General features: G+C 63.4%; 14 protein-coding genes. 9 read left to right on the forward strand and 5 right to left on the reverse strand.

Going from position 1 to position 16,087, the window contains the following annotated elements:
• The first annotated feature begins 31 nt into the window (after positions 1-31).
• Positions 32-1,198 carry a ferrochelatase gene (locus ACH82I_RS00480; protein ID WP_230744274.1) on the forward strand — a complete coding sequence of 389 codons (1,167 nt, stop codon included), beginning with the start codon at positions 32-34 and terminating at the stop codon, positions 1,196-1,198.
• 157 nt (positions 1,199-1,355) lie between these two features.
• Here ACH82I_RS00480 and ACH82I_RS00485 read toward each other — a convergent pair whose 3' ends face one another.
• A complete protein-coding gene (locus ACH82I_RS00485; protein ID WP_413334758.1) occupies positions 1,356-1,583 on the reverse strand; it encodes a hypothetical protein in 228 nt (75 codons plus the stop codon).
• Positions 1,584-1,872: 289 nt separating this feature from the next.
• Here ACH82I_RS00485 and ACH82I_RS00490 point away from each other — a divergent pair, with 289 nt between their 5' ends.
• Positions 1,873-2,172, forward strand: coding sequence for a DUF4193 domain-containing protein (locus tag ACH82I_RS00490; protein WP_135541258.1), 300 nt, complete (start codon positions 1,873-1,875; stop codon positions 2,170-2,172).
• A gap of 197 nt (positions 2,173-2,369) precedes the next feature.
• On the opposite strand, the gene ACH82I_RS00495 is transcribed toward ACH82I_RS00490, so the two are convergent.
• A complete protein-coding gene (locus tag ACH82I_RS00495; RefSeq protein ID WP_413334760.1) occupies positions 2,370-2,825 on the reverse strand; it encodes a DUF3093 domain-containing protein in 456 nt (151 codons plus the stop codon).
• Positions 2,826-2,889: 64 nt separating this feature from the next.
• Here ACH82I_RS00495 and dut point away from each other — a divergent pair, with 64 nt between their 5' ends.
• The 3 genes from dut to ACH82I_RS00510 are packed head-to-tail and all read left to right on the forward strand — an operon-like array spanning position 2,890 to position 4,655.
• Positions 2,890-3,363, forward strand: a complete 474-nt coding sequence (gene dut / locus ACH82I_RS00500; RefSeq protein ID WP_413334762.1) for a dUTP diphosphatase — start codon at positions 2,890-2,892, stop codon at positions 3,361-3,363.
• A gap of 6 nt (positions 3,364-3,369) precedes the next feature.
• The gene (locus tag ACH82I_RS00505; protein ID WP_413334763.1) at positions 3,370-4,272 is read left to right on the forward strand and encodes a DUF3710 domain-containing protein; all 903 of its coding nucleotides are present in this window, start codon (positions 3,370-3,372) and stop codon (positions 4,270-4,272) included.
• A gap of 5 nt (positions 4,273-4,277) precedes the next feature.
• On the forward strand, positions 4,278-4,655 hold the full coding sequence (locus tag ACH82I_RS00510) for an OB-fold nucleic acid binding domain-containing protein (protein ID WP_413334765.1): 378 nt from the start codon (positions 4,278-4,280) through the stop codon (positions 4,653-4,655).
• A 55-nt stretch (positions 4,656-4,710) separates the two neighbouring features.
• On the opposite strand, the gene ACH82I_RS00515 is transcribed toward ACH82I_RS00510, so the two are convergent.
• Both ACH82I_RS00515 and ACH82I_RS00520 read right to left on the reverse strand, forming a co-directional pair.
• Positions 4,711-5,376 (reverse strand): potassium channel family protein, encoded by a 666-nt coding sequence (locus tag ACH82I_RS00515; protein ID WP_413334767.1) that lies wholly within the window; start codon positions 5,374-5,376, stop codon positions 4,711-4,713.
• Complete coding sequence (locus ACH82I_RS00520; RefSeq protein ID WP_230744267.1) at positions 5,373-6,044, reverse strand: potassium channel family protein; 672 nt, start codon at positions 6,042-6,044, stop codon at positions 5,373-5,375. The genes ACH82I_RS00515 and ACH82I_RS00520 overlap by 4 nt, the downstream gene beginning before the upstream one ends.
• Positions 6,045-6,181: 137 nt before the next feature.
• On the opposite strand from ACH82I_RS00520, the gene ACH82I_RS00525 reads away from it, so the two are divergent.
• Together ACH82I_RS00525 and ACH82I_RS00530 are read left to right on the forward strand one after the other, a co-directional pair.
• Positions 6,182-8,092: an APC family permease gene (locus ACH82I_RS00525; protein WP_413336786.1), complete on the forward strand. Its 1,911-nt coding sequence runs from the start codon at positions 6,182-6,184 to the stop codon at positions 8,090-8,092.
• A gap of 6 nt (positions 8,093-8,098) precedes the next feature.
• The gene (locus tag ACH82I_RS00530; RefSeq protein ID WP_413334769.1) at positions 8,099-9,484 is read left to right on the forward strand and encodes a class I SAM-dependent RNA methyltransferase; all 1,386 of its coding nucleotides are present in this window, start codon (positions 8,099-8,101) and stop codon (positions 9,482-9,484) included.
• Here ACH82I_RS00530 and ACH82I_RS00535 read toward each other — a convergent pair.
• Entirely contained in the window at positions 9,465-9,665 is a 201-nt protein-coding gene (locus ACH82I_RS00535; RefSeq protein WP_413334771.1) for a hypothetical protein, read from the reverse strand. The genes ACH82I_RS00530 and ACH82I_RS00535 overlap by 20 nt on opposite strands.
• A gap of 334 nt (positions 9,666-9,999) precedes the next feature.
• On the opposite strand from ACH82I_RS00535, the gene acnA reads away from it, so the two are divergent.
• Both acnA and ACH82I_RS00545 read left to right on the forward strand, forming a co-directional pair.
• Positions 10,000-12,684 (forward strand): aconitate hydratase AcnA, encoded by a 2,685-nt coding sequence (acnA, locus tag ACH82I_RS00540; RefSeq protein ID WP_413334772.1) that lies wholly within the window; start codon positions 10,000-10,002, stop codon positions 12,682-12,684.
• Positions 12,685-13,927: 1,243 nt separating this feature from the next.
• Positions 13,928-15,754, forward strand: coding sequence for an ATP-binding protein (locus tag ACH82I_RS00545; protein WP_413334774.1), 1,827 nt, complete (start codon positions 13,928-13,930; stop codon positions 15,752-15,754).
• Positions 15,755-16,087: the final 333 nt, after the last annotated feature.

Genomic DNA, 16,087 nt, shown 5'->3' on the forward strand with positions numbered 1-16,087 from the left:
ATGATTCTCTACAGGCTGTAAAATCGGCGGTGTGAATACGACTGCGCCCATCGATGCCCTCCTCCTCATGTCATTCGGAGGTCCGGAGGCCCCAGAAGAAGTGGTTCCATTCCTCAAGAACGTCACCGCCGGTCGCGGGATCCCTGAGGAGCGACTCGAAGAGGTAGGTGAGCACTACTACGGCTTCGGCGGCAGGTCGCCGATCAACGATCAGAACAAGGCTCTTCTCGCGGCGCTGCGTGACGAGCTCGACCGCCGAGGGATCGACACCCCGCTGATCTGGGGAAACCGCAACTGGAAGCCCTATCTGACCGATCAGGTCCGGGCCGAGGCGGAGCAGGGGCGAACCCGCTTCCTCTCGATCGACACGTCCGCGTACTCCTCCTACTCCTCCTGCCGACAGTACCGGGAGGACTTCGCCAAGACGATCGACACTCTGGCTGCTGAGGGCACGAGAGTCTCGATCGACAAGATCCGCCAGTTCTACAACCACCCCGGCTACGCCGAGTCCTGCGCCGTCCTGCTCAAGCAGGGTCTGGCCGACTTCCGTGCGCAGGTCGGAGAGCTCGACGGGGCGAAGCATCGACTCCTCTTCGTCACCCATTCGATCCCGAACGTCATGCAGGATGCCTCGGCTGTGGAGTCGACCGGCTACCTCGCTCAGCACGAAGAGCTCATGGCCCACCTCGTGGACGGCCTGAGCGACTCCGAGCGGCTGCCCGCCGAGCTCGTCTTCTGCTCCCGCTCCGGCTCCCCGGAGGTGCCGTGGCTCGAACCCGATGTCAATGATCGGATGAATGAGCTCGCCGAGGAGGGGGTGACCGGAGTCATCCTCGTGCCCATCGGCTTCATCTCCGACCATATGGAGGTCGCCTTCGACCTCGACACCGAGGCGAAGGAGACAGCCGAGGAGCTCGAGTTCGCGTTCACCCGGGTGGCCACGGTCGGCACGCATCCGACCTTCGTCGCCGGGCTCGTCGATCTCATCGAGGAACGAGTCGCCCAACTGCGGGGCGAAGACGTCGAGGCCCCGGCGATTCCGGGAACGACGCCCTTGGTGCCCGGCAGCGGGGCCTGCAGCATCGAATGCTGTCGTGGCCGCATCGAGCGAGCGACGCTGCCCAACTGGCCGGCGCGATCGACTCGTGCCGCCGGCGAGGACTCGGTCCCGGAAGCGGCCGCCGAGTCAGCCGTCTGAGCAGGCCTGGGCGCCTGATCGAGTCTGAGAGGCTTGAGCGGGCCCCAAGCGGCATTAGCGGGCCTCAGCGGCCCCGCCGGACCCCGAGAAACGACGATCCCTCCCTCGCAGTCGCTGCGAGGGAGGGATCGTCGTCTGAGGGCCGTGCGGCCCGGGGTCAGGGCCCCTCTGGATCCGGGATGACCGGGAGGGCTCCCGTTTCGGCCTTGATCACCTCGGCGATCGGGCCTGTGTCGACATCATTGCGATCGGCGAGCTCCAGGAGGTTCTGGAGATCGTCGATGAGGTTCTCGACGAGAAACTCGTCTCCGGCGGACCGGGCTTCATGAATGCGATGACGGACATCGTCGATCCTGGTATCGAGCTGATTTGCGAATTCACTCATCGTGCATCCGTCCTTCCTCGGGGCGTCTTCCGCTGAGGGGACCTTCCCGGTTACATTCCGACAGGACTGGCTGTCGGCACTGTTCGACACTAGCATTCTCGCAGAGCTTTTCAAGAGCTTTATGTGTGGGCCGTCACGAACCGAAACATCCGTGATGAGAATCACGATGACTATGGACGATCTGATCTTGCCAATGTCAAGCATACAGTGCACAATGCTGGGGACACATCACGTGAGAGGGATCAGGCATTCCTTTCGGCGCCCCCCTGACAGAGAGCGATGAGGCCATATGGCAACAGATTACGACGCACCTCGCAAACAAGACGATGAGATCAAAAGTGATTCGATAGAGCAGCTCAAAGCTCAGCGTTCTCAGGCGCAGGCCAGCAAGATCGACGAGGACGAGACAGCGGTTGCGGAAGGGTTCGAACTCCCCGGTGCGGACCTGTCGAACGAAGAGCTCTCCGTCCGAGTCCTGCCCAAACAGAACGATGAGTTCACCTGCATGGAGTGCTTCTTGGTCAGGCACCGGTCGCAGCTGGCGACAGAAGAAGGCGGAGTCCCCATCTGCACGGACTGTGCCGGCTGAGCTCACTGTCGGAGGAAACACGAACGCGCCCTTGTAAGGGGCGCGTTTTTGTTTGTGCCGACGGTGCTTTGCAGACGGTGTTTTGTGCGAAGGGGCCGCTGTGCGGCGTCGTGGTGCAGGCGGTGCTGCGCCGACGGCAGCGCAGAGCCGGTGCAGCACCACCCCGCTCAGGAACTCAGGGTTCGGGAACTCAGACCTCAGGAGCTCAGGGCTGTGGCGAACTCCTTGGGGTTCCTGCTCGAGACCAGCCAGTAGGGAGTCGGATCGCTCGCATCGTCGATGTCGATGCGCACCGCGAGCTTGGCCCACGGACGCAGTCGGAGGAAGGCCCGCGCATCGAGCCCGGTTCCACGGGCCTGTCGGGCCGCCTCGGCGTCATAGGCGTAGGCCTGGGAGATGAAGCGGCGGTCGATGTGTGCGTCGCCGACGAAGAGCTGGCGTTCGGTGACGATGATCGTGATCGTCAGCGAGGTCAGCCACCAGGCGAGGAGGACGAAGGTGATGACCGGGAGGATGATGATGCCCAGCTTCCACACGGGCAGAACCATCAGCGCGGTCGAGGCGGCGCCCATGATGATGAGGGCCCACATGCCGATCGAGGGACGAAGCTTCTCCTGGTAGACCACATGCGTTCCGGGTTGAGTCGTTGCCATGTCCACATTCTCCCATAGCGGTATGTTTGGAAGCGCTCAGGCTCTGGCGTTAGAGTGCATCCTTGTGACGGAAATCCTCAAGATCGACCTCAAGCTGCTCGATGCCGGAATGACTCCACCGAGCTACGCTCATGCCGCCGATGCGGGTGCCGATCTGTGCTCCGCGATCGACTTCGTGCTCGAACCCTTCGAACGGAAGGTCGTTCCCACCGGCATCGCCATCGCCCTGCCCATCGGGTACGCGGGCTTCGTCCATCCCCGCTCGGGGCTCTCCAGCAAGCACGGGGTCACCGTCGTCAACGCTCCCGGCACGATCGACGCCGGGTACCGGGGCGAGATCAAGGTTCCGCTGATCAACCTCGACGCTACGACACCACTGCGGATCGCCCGCGGCGATCGCATCGCACAGCTCGTGATCCAGGAAATCAGACAAGCAGACTTCCACCACGTCGACAACCTCGACGACAGCGACCGCGGTGCCGGAGGATTCGGATCCACCGGCGGCGTCGTGGCAGGTCTGACCGAGAAGGATGTGTGAAAGCTCATGGGACTGTTCTCACGATTCAAGAAGTCATCGTCGGAGACAACCGACGATGAGATGACGCGCGGCGACGAGGTGACTGAGGACGCGATCGACGACGCCGAGGCGGTCGACCGCGACGATGACGGCGACGACGTGGACGACGACGTCGAAGAAGCGGACGAGGCTGCGGAGTCGGACGAGGCTGCGGAATCGGACGACGACTCCGCAGCGTCGAACAGCGACGATGACGAGCATTCCGAGGACGACGACGAGGAAGCCAAGCTCGAGAAGTCGGCCCCGTTCGATCGCTCGGAGAAGGGCCCCTTCGACGCCTCCGAGGACTACCCGGAGCTCAACCGCCTCGACCTCGGCGCCCTCAAGGTCCCCGTCGTCGACGGCATGCAGGTCCGCCTCGATACCGATGACGACTCCCAGCGGGTGCTCGCGGTGACTCTCATCCACGAAGGCGGCGGCATTCAGCTCCAGGCCTTCGCGACCCCACGCTCCGAAGGACTGTGGAACACCGTGCGCGGTCAGCTCAGCGACAGCGTGACCTCCCAGGGAGGCCAGGCCAGTGAGCTGCACACCTCGCTGGGCAAGGAGCTCGCCGTCGAGGTGCCTGCCAAGACCGAATCCGGGCGTCCGGGCAAGCGCGCGATGCGCTTCGCCGGCGTCGACGGTCCCCGCTGGTTCGTTCGTGCCGTGTTCTCCGGCAAGGCCGTGACCGATGACGAGGTCCGCGCCGAGCTCTCAGCACTCTTCCGCGGCGTCGTCGTCGATCGCGGCGTCGAGGCCATGGCCCCACGCGAACTCATCGTGCTCACCGCACCGCAGGTCGACAATGACGAGGACGCCGACGAGAAGAAGGACGAGGACGAGCTCAATCCGTTCGAGCGCGGACCCGAGATCACCGAGATCCGTTGACGCCCATGCTCAACGCGCTCACCCGACTGGTCCGCGACTTCGGCTCGAGAGACGCTGAGGCGCGGGCCGATCTGCGCATGGTCAGCCGGATTCCCGGTGTGATCAGCGTCGCCGAACTCCGGTCCCGACAGATGTCGAGGATCGCCGGAGTCGTCTCCGCCGTCACGCAGTCGTGCAACGGAGAGAACCCGCGACTGACGATCACCGTGGCCGACGGGACGGGGGAGGCCCGTGCACAGTTCCTCGGCCGCCGCGAGATCAGCGGAGTCAGGCCCGGTGCCCTGATCGTCCTGGAAGGCCGGTTCTGCAGCGCCGACGGGACGCTGACCGCCCACAATCCCGTCTACGAACTCGTTCAGACCCGCGACGACTCGGAAGACTGAGGCCCGCGTTTCCGGCCGTGGCGCCGAGGCAGGTCGGCGAACCGCGCCAGTCTGTTCAGGCCGTGGCGCCCTGCAGGAGTCCGAGCAGCGCCGGTTCCTGATCGGGCGAGGAGAGGAAGAACAGCTCGTCTCCGGCTTCGATGACATCGTCGGAGCTCGGTGCGAAGGCCCGTGAGTTGCGAATGATCGCCACGAGCACCGTGTCGACGGGAAAGGCTATGCCGCCGATCCGCCAGGCCACCAGCTCGGAACTCTCGTGGACCGTGAACTCCATGAGTCCCGCGCGGCCGCGTTCGAAACTCATCAGATGCACCAGACCGCCGACCTCGACGGCCTCTTCGACGAGTGCGGTCATCAGCCTCGGCGTCGACACTGCGACATCGACGCCCCAGTTGTCATCGAAGAGCCATTCGTTCTTCGGATTATTCACCCGCGAGACCGTGCGCGGGACCCCGAACTCGGTCTTCGCCAGCAGCGACAGGACGAGGTTGGTCTTGTCGTCACCAGTGGCGGCGACGACGACATCGGCCTCTTCGAGCTTGGCCTCGCCGAGCCCCTCGAGCTCGCAGGCATCCGTGAGCAGCCATTCGGCACCGGGGATCCGCTCATGGCCCAGCGCCTCCTTGTTCTGGTCGATGAGCAGCACCGTGTGCTTCTTGTCGATGAGCTCCCGGGCCACGGATCGTCCGACCGATCCGGCACCGGCGATGACGACTCTCATTCTTCCTCCACTGCTTGCACGGGCTGGTCAAGGATCTTCTCGATCTCGCCGAGGCGGTCGATGGGACACATGAGATGGACGAGATCCCCGTCCTGGAGCAGCAGATCCTCATGGGCGACGATGCCCTCGGAGAGCCGAGTCACGTAGGCCACGCGGGCCTTGGTCCGCTTCTCGACCTCCCTGATCGGACGGGCCACCCATCCCGGATCGAGGTGCACCTCGGCGAGGACGAGATTGCCCGAGGGCTCCCGGTACTCGGTGATCGATCCCTGGGGAACGAGCTTGCGCATCACCTGCTCGGCCGTCCACCGCACGGTCGGCACCGTCGGAATGCCGAGGCGCTCGAAGACCTGGGCACGGTTGGGGTCGTAGATCCGGGCGGCGACATTGCTCACCCCGAAGGTCTCACGGGCGACACGCGCGGCCAGGATATTGGAATTGTCCCCGCTGGAGACGGCCGCGAAGGCATAGGCCTCGGACGTCTTCGCCTGCGTCAGAGTCTCCCGGTCGAAGCCGAGTCCGGTGATCGTCGAACCGGAGAAGTCACGACCGAGTTTGAGGAAGGCGTCGGGATCACGGTCGACCACGGCGACGGAATGGCCATTGCCGTCGAGAGCCTTGGCCAGCGAGGCCCCGACTCGGCCGCAGCCCATAATCACGAAGTGCATGGGGGTATTCCTCTCACAGTGATCTACCATTGGTGCCCGTGGCCAGCAGTTTTTCTGATGCCGTCAAAAGACTACTCGTTGGACGGCCCTTCCGCAGTGAGGACAGACGCGCGCCCGCGCTGAAGAAGCGCATCGCGATGCCCGTCTTCGCCTCCGACATGCTCTCATCGGTGGCCTATGCCCCCGATGAGATCCTCCTGGCCCTGTCGCTGACCTCACTCGTGGCGCTGACCGTCTCACCGTGGATCGGCATCGCCGTCGGAGCGGTGATCCTCGTGATCGTCGCCTGCTATCGGATCAACGTCAAGGCCTATCCTTCGGGCGGCGGCGACTACGAGGTGGCCTCGAAGAACCTCGGCCCCCGGGCCGGACTCATCGTCGCGGCGGCCCTGCTCGTGGACTATGTGCTCACCTTGGCAGTGTCCATGACGGTCTTTGCCGCCTACATCACTACGGCCTTCCCGCCCCTGGCGCCCTACCGGGTGGGAGTCGCGATCGTCGGCATCCTGCTGATTACCCTGGCCGGTCTGCGCGGGTCGCGGGCCACCCCGATGCTGTTGGCCGTGCCGACCTACCTGTTCCTCGCCGCCGTGTTCCTCACCATGTGCGTCGGCCTCCTGCGCGTCGGAGTCGGCGACACCCCGCATGCCGAGACCGCCGACTACACGATCGTCCACAGCGGCGTGCAGGACGAGGCGACCCTGGGACTGGCCACGGTGCTCATCGTCCTCCGCGCCTTCTCCTCGGGTTCCGTGGCCCTGGCCGGCGTGCAAACCGTGGCCACCGCGGTGCCGGCCTTTAAGAAGCCGCGCGGCAAGAACGCCGGCAACACGCTGCTGCTCAGCGGACTGCTCGCCGCACTCATGCTCACGGGCCTGACCTATCTCGCCTCGGTGACGGGAATCAAATACGTCGACGACCCGCACCTTTACCTGGTCCGCGCCGACGGCAGCGCCGTCAGCGCCGAATACGAACAGGAGCCGGTGCTCGCGCAGCTCGCCCATGCGATCTTCGACACCACTCCGATCATGTTCTATCTCGTGGTCCTCGTCGCAGCACTCGTGCTCATCGTCGCCGCCAACACCGCCGTCGAGGGCTTCCCGGGGCTGGCCTCTCGGCTGGCCCGCGACGAATTCCTGCCCAAGCAGCTCGCCAGCAAGGGCGACAGACTGACCTTCTCCAACGGCATCCTGCTGCTGGCCATCGCAGCGATGGTGCTCGTCATCGCCACCCGCGCCTCGGCGACGGCGCTCATCCAGCTCTACCTCGTCGGCGTCTTCGCGAGCTTCGTCGTCGGCCAGGCGGGCATGGTTCTGCACTGGAACAAACGGCTGCGCCTGGTCATCGACTCGAAGGCGCGCCTGCGGATGCACGCGAACCGGATCATCAATGCCGCAGGTTGCGTCATCGCCGGCGGAGTCCTCCTCGTCGTCATCGTCTCGAAGTTCCTCGCCGGAGCGTGGCTGGCGGTCGCGGCGATGGCCGGGCTCTACCTCGTGATGGGCGCCATTCACCGCCACTACGGGCGAGTGACCAGCGAACTCACCCCCGAGACGGATGTGGATTCGCGCACCATCCCGTCGAACACGCACGCGATCGTCGTCGTCAACGAGATCAACAAGCCCACCTTGCGGGCCCTCGCCTATGCCCGGGTCACCCGGTCGAGCCAGCTCGAGGCGATCACCGTCGCCGTCGATGAGGAGGCGGCCACGGCCCTGCAGAAGAAGTGGAACGACATGGAGCTGCCGGTGCCGCTGACGGTGCTCGATTCGCCCTATCGGGAACTCGTCCGACCGCTGCTCGCCCATGTCCTGGCGATCCGTCGCCGGTCCCCACGCGATCTCGTCATCGTCTACATCCCCCAGTTCATCGTGGGACGATGGTGGGAGCACATTCTGCACAATCAGGTCGCGCTCAAGCTGCGGACCCGGCTGCTGCTCGTGCCCAATGTCGTCGTGGTCTCGGTGCCATGGCGCCTGCGCTCCTTCTCCCGCCAGTACGGCGGGGACGGACCGGAGACCGACAATTCGCTGTACAGACAGGCATAGACACCCATGAGCACACCTCAGCTGCCGGCCCAGGAGCTGACCCTCGACATCGCATCCCCGGCCGCCGGCGGTTCGTCCATCGCCCGTCATGACGGGCAGGTCGTCTTCGTCACGGGGGCGCTGCCGGGGGAGCGGGTCCGGGCTCGCACCGAGGCGGGTCCGGCTGCGAAGTTCCTCCGCGCCGAGGTCACCGAGGTGCTCGAGCCCAGCGAGTTTCGGGTTCCCGACCGCCGTCTCGATTACCCTCCTGAATCGCTGCGCTCCGGATCCCAGCCGGGCGCGTCACCGCTGCTCTTCGGCGGGATGGAATACGCTCACGTCGAGCTCGCGCACAGTCGCGCACTCAAGGCCGAAGTGATCGCCGATCAGCTCTCCCGGATCGGGCACCTCGACCGCAGCGTCGAGGTCCATCCCGCACCGGGGGAGGAGCACACCGGGCGCGGAACCGACTGGCGGACCCGTGTGCAGCTCGCCGTCGATGAGCAGGGCCGACTCGGGATGCTGGCACCGCGCTCCCATGATGTCGTACCGGTCAACTCGGCGCCCCTGGCCTGCCCCGCCATCGCCGAGGTGGACCTGAGCGGACTGCGCTTGCCCGGGGCTCAGCGACTCGAGTTCGCCTGGGCCGGCGACCACGGCGCCGTGATCGTCCGCGGCGACTGCGACCCCGCGGCGGTGACCGCCCTGACCGAGGCTCTGCCTGAGCAGTGGTCGATCCTCGCGGAGACGGCCGCGGACGACGAGGACTCGAAGAGGCGTCGCCCCGGACGCCGCAAATCGCGGCACGGACAACGGCGTGAACAGCAGCACGGTGGGCCGCCTCGGCGGGAGCTGACCGTGGTGCGGGGACGATCCGTGCTCACCGAGACGGTGGCCGGCAATGACTATCGGGTCGGCACCGATGGTTTCTGGCAGGTCCACCGCGAAGCGCCCGAACTGCTCAGCGGCCGGGTCACCGCGGCACTCGGCGGATCGCCGCGTTCGCTCACGGACCTCTACTGCGGGGTCGGGCTGCTCGGCTTGGAGGCGGCCAGAGCCACGGGGGCGCGTCTCTTCGGTGTCGAAGGCGTGGGCCCGGCCATCGGGCACGCCCGAAGCAATGCCGCAGGGGTGGATGCCGAATTCCTCGCACTCGGCGTCGAGAAGGCCCGAATTCCGGAGTCCGATGTGATCATCCTCGACCCGCCTCGGGCCGGGGCGGGCAAGGCGGTGACGAAGAGCCTCGTCGGCTCGACGGCCGGCACCATCGTCTACGTCTCCTGCGATGCGGGCACACTCGCGCGGGATCTGGCCGCGCTGAGCGCCGGCGGATTCGCGATCGAGAGCCTCGAGGGCTTCGACCTCTTCCCGCTGACCGCCCACGTGGAAACGGTCACCGTGCTGCGGCGGTGACCTTGCGGGGCAGAAGGACGAGGACGACCATGGCGATGAAGGTCGTGAGGAAGCCCCACAGCCCCCACCAGCCGGTCGAACGGCCCTTCTCCTTGGCGATCGAATGGCAGATGACGGCGAAGATGATGCCGACGAGCAGGGCGCCGAAACCGAATCCGGCGCCGAGTGTGAACGGGTCCATGGGTAATCCTTGGTCGAGGTGCGTTTCGGGGCGGTTGCCGTGACTGTGACCACAGCCTCGGCGATGGCCTCCGGGGATGGCTGGAATCTGCTTCCAGCCTAGGCTCCGCGGGCTCGGGAGGGCTGTGGAGGTGACCGGATCTTCGCCTGGGGAAAACCCGATTCCGGCGGTTCCCGCAGGGTGGTGTCGGAGGTGGTCAAAGACCACGAAATGCGATAGAATTTATCTTGACGTCAAGATACTTTTGGAAACATATGTGTCGCGTAAATCGGTGCGCGGCGCAAGGGCTTGCCCGGTTTCTTGGATGAGTATCGGATGAAACAGGAGAATCACGATGAGCAACGTCGATACGTTCAAGTCGAAGAGCACCCTGACCGTGGGCGATACGGACTACGAGATCTATCGCCTGGACAAGGTCGCAGGGTCGGAGAAGCTTCCCTTCAGCCTCAAGGTGCTGTTGGAGAACCTGCTGCGCACGGAAGACGGCGCAAACATCACTTCGGAGCATATCGAAGCGCTCGGCAGCTGGGACCCCAGCGCCGAGCCGGACACAGAGATCCAGTTCACCCCCGCGCGCGTTGTCATGCAGGACTTCACCGGAGTTCCCTGCATCGTCGACCTCGCCACCATGCGTGAGAAGGTCGTCGAGCTCGGCGGCAGCCCGGATCAGGTCAACCCGCTGGCTCCGGCCGAGCTGGTCATCGACCACTCCGTGCAGATCGACAACTTCGGCACCGCCGATGCGATCGAACTCAACATGGACATCGAGTACCAGCGCAATGGTGAGCGCTACCAGTTCCTGCGTTGGGGCCAGACCGCGTTCGACGACTTCAAGGTCGTCCCCCCGGGCATGGGCATCGTCCACCAGGTCAACATCGAGCACCTCGCCCGTGTGGTCATGCCGCGTGAGGTCGGCGGAGTCCTCCGGGCCTACCCGGACACCCTGGTCGGCACCGACTCGCACACCACCATGGTCAACGGCCTCGGTGTGCTCGGTTGGGGCGTCGGCGGCATCGAGGCCGAGGCCGCGATGCTCGGCCAGCCCGTGTCGATGCTGATCCCGCGCGTCGTCGGCTTCAAGCTCACCGGTGAGATCCCCGCCGGTGTGACCGCGACCGACGTCGTGCTCACGATCACCGACATGCTCCGTCAGCACGGAGCCGTCGGCAAGTTCGTCGAGTTCTACGGCAAGGGCGTCGCCGAGGTGCCGCTGGCCAACCGTGCGACGATCGGCAACATGAGCCCCGAGTTCGGTTCGACCGCGGCGATCTTCCCGATCGACGAAGTCACCATCGACTACCTCAAGCTGACCGGTCGCTCCGCCGAGCAGATCCAGCTCGTCGAGGACTATGCGAAGACCCAGGGTCTGTGGCACGATCCGGACAACGAGGTCGAGTACTCCGAGTACCTCGAACTCGATCTCTCGACCGTCGTGCCCTCGATCTCGGGACCGAAGCGTCCGCAGGACCGCATCGAGCTCTCGGATGCCAAGAACCAGTTCGCCAAGGACATCCACAACTACGCCGCTCCCGGCGAGGAGAACAAGTCGGCCGAAGTCACCACCGGTGACGGACGCAGCTTCGAACTGGCCAATGGCGCCGTGGCGATCGCTTCGATCACCTCCTGCACCAACACCTCGAACCCCTCGGTGATGCTGGCGGCCGGCCTGCTGGCCCGCAATGCCCGCAAGCGCGGCCTCAACTCGAAGCCGTGGGTCAAGACCTCCATCGCACCGGGGTCGAAGGTCGTCACCGACTACTACAACAAGGCCGGTCTCATCGAAGACCTCGAGGCCCTGAACTTCTTCGTCGTCGGCTACGGCTGCACCACCTGCATCGGCAACTCCGGTCCGCTGGAGTCGGAGATCTCGGACAGCATCCAGGAGAATGACCTCTCGGTCACCGCGGTGCTCTCGGGCAACCGCAACTTCGAGGGTCGCATCAGCCCCGATGTGAAGATGAACTACCTGGCTTCGCCTCCGCTGGTCATCGCCTACGCGCTGGCCGGAACCATGGACTTCGACTTCGAGAACCAGCCCCTGGGCAAGGACTCGGACGGCGTCGACGTCTACCTCAAGGACCTCTGGCCTTCGCCGGAAGAGGTCGAGTCGGTCATCGCCTCGTCGATCTCGACGGATATGTTCGACAACGAGTACGGCAAGATCTTCGAGGGCGACGACCGCTGGAAGGCTCTGCAGACTCCCGAGGGTGCGACCTTCGAGTGGGACGACAACTCGACCTACGTCCGCAAGCCCAGCTTCTTCGACGGCATGGGCCTCGAGCCCAACGCCGTGACCGACATCAAGGGCGCCCGCGTGCTTGCGAAGCTCGGTGACTCGGTGACCACCGACCATATCTCGCCCGCAGGTTCCTTCAAGGCCGACACCCCGGCCGGCAAGTACCTCGTCGAGCACGGCGTCGAGCGCAAGGACTTCAACTCCTACGGCTCGCGTCGCGGCAACCACGAAGTGATGATCCGCGGCACCTTCGCCAACATCCGCCTGCAGAACCAGCTCCTCGACGGAGTCCAGGGTGGCTTCACCCGCGACTTCACGCAGGAGGGCGCTCCGCAGACGACGATCTACGACGCCTCCGTGAACTACCAGGAAGCCGGCGTTCCGCTGGTCGTCCTCGGTGGCAAGGAGTACGGTTCGGGATCCTCGCGTGACTGGGCCGCCAAGGGCACCAAGCTGCTCGGCGTCGCCGCTGTCATCACCGAGAGCTTCGAGCGCATCCACCGCTCGAACCTCATCGGCATGGGCGTGCTGCCGCTGCAGTACCCCGCCGGCGAGTCGACGGAGTCGCTGGGCCTCGACGGCACGGAGACCTTCTCGATCTCCGGTATCACGGAGCTCAACGAAGGCAACACCCCGAAGACCGTGAAGGTCACCGCGGAGAAGGAAGACGGCACCACCGTCGAATTCGACGCCGTGGTCCGCATCGACACTCCGGGTGAAGCCGACTACTACCGCAACGGCGGGATCCTGCAATACGTGCTTCGGCAACTTGCCGGTAGTTGATCTGATCGCCTCGGATACGAGGCGATCTAGCACCTGACACGCCCGGCGTGTATGGGTTTAGCTTCTCACACATACGCCCCGTCAGGCGTCAGCCTGACGGGGCGTATGTGTACCCATGCCGCACGAAGCCTTGGCCTTAGTGGCGCGAACCAGCTCCACGGAGCCGGTCGGCCTGAGATCCTGTTGCGAGACGACTGGTGGGCACGCAATCGACTCGGGAGTAATGCGAGCTGACCGAACGATCTACTGCAACGCCCCCTCGCAACCGGATCGCGCACCACGAGCCGATCTGTCGCTCGCCGCTGCAGAGCCTCTACGACGACATCTTGGAGATCGCCGCGATGATCCACCCCGATGCCCGAGACTTCATCGAAGCACACAGCCGCGCACAAGAGGTGATCGGCGAGTACAGGGACGCCCCCACGACGGGCGAGTTCAAGTTCTGATCGGCAGAGGATCTCTTGTGGCCTGAAGTCAAACGCCCGAGCGCGTCGATTGTCGAAGTCTCTGACGGTCAAGGGCAATCTATCCTGGTCGCGGATCGCCGAAAGGGTCTCGATCTCGATGCCGGCGGCTCGTTGGTGATCACGAAGAAGTCCGGCTCTCGGCATCTGCTCCCGCTCGACGGTGATGTGCGTACGGTCGTCCGGTCCGCGGTTGACGAGGGCCGTGCCCGTTACATTGAGTGTAATGGGGGTTCAGTGCCACCCGGGCGGTGAACACGTCGCAGACACGAGCGAGCTTGCCCACATCAGCGGCGACATGGGTCGACGGGGTGAAAGCCTCGTGTGCTGACATGGCTGCCTCCTTATCTGCAGTAGGCACAAGGGGCTTGAGGTTGCATCGAATAGTTCAGCGCGAACGCTCTGTGCCCACAAGCCTCAGACGTTCGTTAAAGCCCAGCTTGTATGTAGCCTCGTACACAAAACGTTCGGGACGGGGCCAGACCTTTACCAAACAGCCGCAATTCCCATGGCCTGATTACCCCGGGCTGCGCTACGCAAGTCGTGGAACAACACATCCCTCCTGATGTCCCGCGGGAAGCTGCCGAGCTTGTCAGTAATATCGAAAACTACGGGCCCGGGGTAGGGACACTAAAGTGAAGCAACTCAGGTCCAACCGGGACGCTTTTCCTGCCCAGCACTGACGTCACCGCCGGTTCTAACGGGCGCGTGTGTGATCTAACCAGCGCCGGAAACCCCTAGCTGGAAATCTCATCTCACGTATGAAAGGTCGAATCTTAATGAAGCTCGTCGCTGTCGCCCTCAAGAATTTTCGCGGATACCAGGAGGAACAATGGGTGAGTTTTGACGACCTCACCACTGTCGTGGGCCGCAATGATGTTGGTAAGTCGACGATCCTGGAAGCGCTGGACATATTCTTTGGCGGCCATGTAGTGAAGCCGGAGGTGACCGACAAGAACGTATCAACGCTCGAAGACTTCTTCCAGATCACGTGCAAGTTCTCCGACCTCCCGCCTCAGCTGAGCTTGGATGCGCAGGCAACCACAAGCTTCTCGAAAGAGTTCTTGTTGGATGCAGACGGCTGTCTGCAGCTCCAGAAGCGGTGGATTTGTTTAACTGCAAAGCCGAAGGAGGAGGTTCGCGCTGTCTGCGAGCACCCCTCTAACGAGGGGTTGAATGATTTGGTAACCCTTGGAAACGCCGCACTCAAAAAGCTCGCCAAGGAGCGATTGAGTGATACGGATTATGCGGCCGTGAACAAGGCATCCAATCCTCATTTGCGCGCAGCTCTGTGGGCGAGCGAGAGCCTGATCTTGGAGGAAGCAGTTGTACCGTTGACCAAGGAGGACGGTGGAAAGATCTGGTCAAAGCTTGCATCTCAACTGCCATACTTCGCCCTCTTCCAGTCGGATCGCAAAAGCACCGACGCTGATGACGAGGTGCAGGAGCCTATGAAAATGGCTGTGGCTGCGGCTCTGGCAGAAGAGTCTGTGCAGAAACTTCTTGATGATGTTGTTGAAGCAGTTCGAGTCAAGGCAACTGACTTGGCAACTCGAACTCACGAGGCTCTTGCGGAGATTGATCCAGCTATCGCCGAAGGACTGATCCCAGAGTTCAAGAACGATCCACGCTGGAGCGGCCTCTTTTCGGTGGCACTGCAAGGTTCCAATGGTGTGGCCATCAATAAGCGCGGTTCTGGGGTTCGGCGACTGATCCTGGTGAGCTTTTTCAAGGCTGAAGCCAAGCGGATGATTGAGTCGAATGAGAAGACGTCGGTAATCTACGCGCTCGAGGAGCCGGAGACATCGCAGCATCCACGCAATCAACGCATCCTGCTCGATTCGTTCGAGAAGATGTCTGAAGTTCCTGGTACACAGGTCATTCTGACTTCGCACAGTCCCGGGTTCGTCTCCCACCTGCCTGCGGAGAGTCTACGGTACGTACGAAAGGACCCAGTGACGGGGATTCCGTTTGTCGCCGATAGTGGTGATGACCTTTGGGCCGAGCTTGCTGACGAGCTGGGAGTTCAGCCCGACAACCGTGTCAAAGTTCTCATCTGCGTCGAGGGGCCTCACGATGTCACTTCAATTCAGCGCCTCTCAAGAATGCTGAACCAGGCGAGTCCGGAGGTCTACCCGGACCTCACATCGGATCGAAGGTTTGCGTTCGTGCCTCAAGGCGGCGGTACTCTAAGGCAGTGGGTGAGCAATCGATATTTGAAGGATCTCGATAGGGTGGAATTCCACCTATACGACAATGACGTGGATGAGTACAAGGAGACTGCCAGGCAGGTGAATGCCCGAGGTGACGGCTCGCTTGCGATCATCACTTCAAAATTGATGATGGAGAACTATCTTCATCCTGATGCCGTATTTGACGCATTGGGAGTACATATCGAGATCACAGCCGAATGCAACGTTCCTGAAGTAGTGGTCGAGGCCACGAGAACCACAGATGGTGTGCGGCCCGTCAGGAAGCAGATCGTGAAGTCAATTCTCGCGGACGCTGGGTTTGGACACATGACTCTAGAACGTTTGGAAGAGTCGGATCCCGACGGCGATGTGAAGGGTTGGCTTGAGACGCTGGTTGAGATGTCCAGGCGTTGATTCGGCGGTTCCTGCGTGCCCAAAATGATTGCGAGCAGCACTACGCAAAAGTCGTCGAACGGGCACCGGACGCCTCCTTGGTTGCGGGTAAAGCCGATATTCGTTTGCGTTCGCTCTGGGCCCGTATGCCGTGGCACGTTTAGCAGGTCGTTAGCCTCTGGTCGAGGAGTATCCGTGGGACGGTTCAGCGATGGGAAGGCGCAAGTCGAGGCTATGCGCCGACGGCTCACTCAGCGGTCAATTTCGAGTGCCCAAATTTGGAGCGCTGTCGGAGCTCCGTTGATTGGTCTGCACAGGTACTGGCAGATGGTTGTACTTGCCGGAATGCACTCG

The organism is Brevibacterium sp. GP-SGM9, assembly GCF_047300845.1.
Classification (GTDB): Bacteria; Actinomycetota; Actinomycetes; order Actinomycetales; family Brevibacteriaceae; genus Brevibacterium.

What these genes read in the sequence shown, in the direction of transcription:
- ACH82I_RS00535 (WP_413334771.1), bottom strand. Translation starts at nt 9,665, where the DNA reads ATGGACCCGTTCACACTCGGCGCCGGATTCGGTTTCGGCGCCCTGCTC.
- ACH82I_RS00485 (WP_413334758.1), bottom strand. Translation starts at nt 1,583, where the DNA reads ATGAGTGAATTCGCAAATCAGCTCGATACCAGGATCGACGATGTCCGT.
- ACH82I_RS00510 (WP_413334765.1), top strand. Translation starts at nt 4,278, where the DNA reads ATGCTCAACGCGCTCACCCGACTGGTCCGCGACTTCGGCTCGAGAGAC.
- ACH82I_RS00545 (WP_413334774.1), top strand. Translation starts at nt 13,928, where the DNA reads ATGAAGCTCGTCGCTGTCGCCCTCAAGAATTTTCGCGGATACCAGGAG.
- ACH82I_RS00515 (WP_413334767.1), bottom strand. Translation starts at nt 5,376, where the DNA reads ATGAGAGTCGTCATCGCCGGTGCCGGATCGGTCGGACGATCCGTGGCC.
- ACH82I_RS00490 (WP_135541258.1), top strand. Translation starts at nt 1,873, where the DNA reads ATGGCAACAGATTACGACGCACCTCGCAAACAAGACGATGAGATCAAA.
- ACH82I_RS00495 (WP_413334760.1), bottom strand. Translation starts at nt 2,825, where the DNA reads ATGGCAACGACTCAACCCGGAACGCATGTGGTCTACCAGGAGAAGCTT.
- ACH82I_RS00505 (WP_413334763.1), top strand. Translation starts at nt 3,370, where the DNA reads ATGGGACTGTTCTCACGATTCAAGAAGTCATCGTCGGAGACAACCGAC.
- ACH82I_RS00525 (WP_413336786.1), top strand. Translation starts at nt 6,182, where the DNA reads ATGCCCGTCTTCGCCTCCGACATGCTCTCATCGGTGGCCTATGCCCCC.
- ACH82I_RS00530 (WP_413334769.1), top strand. Translation starts at nt 8,099, where the DNA reads ATGAGCACACCTCAGCTGCCGGCCCAGGAGCTGACCCTCGACATCGCA.
- ACH82I_RS00520 (WP_230744267.1), bottom strand. Translation starts at nt 6,044, where the DNA reads ATGCACTTCGTGATTATGGGCTGCGGCCGAGTCGGGGCCTCGCTGGCC.
- acnA (WP_413334772.1), top strand. Translation starts at nt 10,000, where the DNA reads ATGAGCAACGTCGATACGTTCAAGTCGAAGAGCACCCTGACCGTGGGC.